The 2,708-nt window shown below is 72.6% G+C and carries 4 protein-coding genes; all 4 read left to right on the top strand.

All coding sequences use genetic code 11. The features are described from left to right. On the top strand, nucleotides 1-429 hold a 429-nt coding region (locus AB0G02_RS34390; RefSeq protein WP_360802820.1), incomplete at its 5' end, for a response regulator transcription factor. Between the two features lie 70 nt (nucleotides 430-499). Then, a complete protein-coding gene (locus tag AB0G02_RS34385; RefSeq protein ID WP_360802817.1) occupies nucleotides 500-901 on the top strand; it encodes an ATP-binding protein in 402 nt (133 codons plus the stop codon). A 53-nt stretch (nucleotides 902-954) separates the two neighbouring features. Then, nucleotides 955-2,436 carry a PAS domain S-box protein gene (locus AB0G02_RS34380; RefSeq protein WP_360802815.1) on the top strand — a complete coding sequence of 494 codons (1,482 nt, stop codon included), beginning with the start codon at nucleotides 955-957 and terminating at the stop codon, nucleotides 2,434-2,436. Then, the coding region (locus AB0G02_RS34375; RefSeq protein WP_360802812.1) for a response regulator transcription factor at nucleotides 2,433-2,708 on the top strand (276 nt) is incomplete at its 3' end. The genes AB0G02_RS34380 and AB0G02_RS34375, both read left to right, overlap by 4 nt.

Below are 2,708 nucleotides of genomic sequence, written 5' to 3'. Positions count from 1 at the left end.
CTGCTGGACGCGATGGGCGTGGACGTGCGGCTGGGCACGGCGTTGACCACCGCGCCGCCGACGGAACCCGCGCGGGCGGCCGAGTCCGGTGCGGCGGGGCTGGTGCTCAAGTCGGCCCGGCTGGAGGAGCTGACCGAGGCCGTGCTGCGGGTGGCCGCCGGCGAGGTCGTGTTCGACCGCGGGCTGCTCGCGGGGGTGCTGGACAAGCTCACCGGGCGTGCCAAGGACGGCGCGGTGCCGCTGACGGCCCGGGAGCGCCAGGCGTTGCTGCTCATGGCCGAGGGCGCGAGCACGGACGAGATCGGTGAGCGCATGGGCGTGGCCCGCAACACCGTGCGCAACCACGTGCAGCGCGTGCTGGAGAAGCTGGGCGCCAGGTCGAAGCTGGAGGCGGTCGCCATCGCCCGCCGTGACGGCCTCCTCGACTAGTGCAGGCGCACTAGCCGGTCCGGTGTCGGTGCGTCTGGGCACGGACCGCGCGATACGGCACAGTGCGACCGTGGACCTCTCGGTATCCGGCTCGGTGGTGGAGTTCAGCGCGCCGGTCGACCGGGGTGCGGCCGGTCTGGCCCGCGACTTCGTCCGCAAGACGCTCGTCGACCTGGGCTACTCCGGCGACCACAGCGACGTCGTGCTCGTCGTCTCGGAGCTGGTGACCAACGCGCTGCGGCACACGGCGACCTCGCCCGTGCTCCGGCTGCTGGGCGACGGCGGCAGGCTCCGCATCGAGGTCGCGGACGGCAGCGTGGTGCTGCCCCGCCCCCGCTTGGCGGCGACCTCGGGCGGGTGGGGCCTCCAGCTCGTCCAGCGGCTGTCCGAGACGTGGGGCGCGTACGCCGAGCGCGGCAGCAAGGTCGTCTGGTGCGAGATGGTCGCCGGAGCCCTGCCCGTCGCGTCCTGACGCCGGAACACCGGCCCGTGGCACCCGAACGGGGCATGGGGCACAGTGGCGCCATGGCCGCCGACCTGCCCGCCGAGCCCGACTACGAACCGCCCGCCGAGGACGCCTACCGCCTGCTCGTGGACAGCGTGGTCGACTACGCCATCTTCATGCTCGACCCCGCGGGTCGGGTGATCAGCTGGAACACCGGCGCCGAGCGGATCAAGGGCTACTCGGCCGACGACATCCTCGGCAGGCACTTCTCGACGTTCTACCCGGAGGAGGACCTGGTCGCGCGCAAGCCCTGGTACGAGCTGGAGGTCGCCGCGGAGGTTGGCCGGTTCGAGGACGAGGGGTGGCGCGTCCGCAAGGACGGCACCCGCTTCTGGGCCAACGTCGTCATCACCGCCCTCTTCGGTGAGTCCGGCGAACTCCGCGGCTTCGCCAAGGTCACCAGGGACATGACCGAGCGCAAGCGGGCCGAGCAGGCGTTGAAGGCAGGCGAGGAGCGGTTCCGGCTGCTCGTGCAGGGCGTGCTCGACTACGCCATCTTCATGCTCGACCCGGCTGGCCGGGTGGTCAGCTGGAACGCGGGCGCCGAGCGGATCAAGGGCTACTCGTCGGACGACATCGTGGGTGAGCACTTCTCGACGTTCTACCCGCCCGAGGACCTGGTCGCGCGCAAGCCGTGGCGCGAGCTGGAGGTCGCCGTGGACGCGGGCCGGTTCGAGGACGAGGGGTGGCGGGTCCGCAAGGACGGCACCCGGTTCTGGGCCAACGTCGTCATCACCGCCCTGTTCGGTGAGTCCGGCGAACTGCGCGGCTTCGCCAAGGTCACCAGGGACATGACCGAGCGCAGGCAGGTCGAGGAGACGCTGACCGAGCAGCGCAGGCTCGTCGGGCACCTGGTGGAGGCGCAGGAGCTGGAGCGTCGGCGCATCGCGTGGGACGTGCACGACGACTCGATCCAGTCCATGGTGGCGGTCGGCATGCGGCTGCAGCTGCTGGCCAACCGCCTGCCCGACGAGGACGCCACGGTCGTGCGCCGGTTGGACGACGCGGTGCGGGCGTCCATCGGGCGGCTGCGCAACCTGGTGTTCCGGCTGCGCCCGCCGGAGCTCGACCGGCACAGCCTGACCGAGGCCCTCGACCACTACCTGACCGACGTCGCCGGTTCGTGGGGCATGACCTACCGGCTGCGGCACTCGCTCGACCACCAGCCGCCCCCCGGGTCCGCCGTCACGATCTTCCGCATCTTCCAGGAGGCGCTCACCAACATCCGCAAGCACGCGAAGGCGTCCGAGGTGCAGGTGTCCTTGACCTCCGTGGACGGCGGCACGCTGGTGGAGGTGGCCGACGACGGCGTCGGGGTGGACGACGGGGACGGGGACGCCGGCGGCACGCCGTCCGGGCGCCGGGTGTTCGACCACTTCGGCATGATCGAGATGCGGGAGCGCGCGGAGACCGCGGGCGGCTGGTGGGCGTTGAGCGAGAGCACCGGCGGCGGCGCGGTGGTGAGGTTCTGGATCCCCTCCCCGGGCGGTGGTCCGGGGTGACCAAGCTGAGCGTGGTGATCTCGGACGACGACCCGATGATCCGCGACGCCCTGCGCGAGGTGCTCGACGCCGAGCCGGACTTCGAGGTCGTCGCGGTCGCGCGCGACGCGGACGAGGTGATCGAGCTGGTCGCGCGCCACGCGCCCGCCGTCGTCGTGCTGGACATCCGGATGCCCGGCGGCGGTGGTGGCCGCGCGGCGCGGGAGATCCGGCTCCGCTCGCCGGGGACCGGCATCCTGACGCTGTCGGCGTTCGCCGACCGGGAGGCGGCG

This window comes from Actinosynnema sp. NPDC023658 (assembly GCF_040639995.1).
In the GTDB taxonomy this organism is placed as follows: Bacteria; Actinomycetota; Actinomycetes; order Mycobacteriales; family Pseudonocardiaceae; genus Actinosynnema.
The sequence above is the reverse complement of the archived record's forward strand: the minus strand, read 5'-3'. Positions and strand labels throughout refer to the sequence as shown.

Coding starts and splice junctions, on each gene's coding strand:
- AB0G02_RS34380 (WP_360802815.1), top strand. CDS start 955: ATGGCCGCCGACCTGCCCGCCGAGCCCGACTACGAACCGCCCGCCGAG.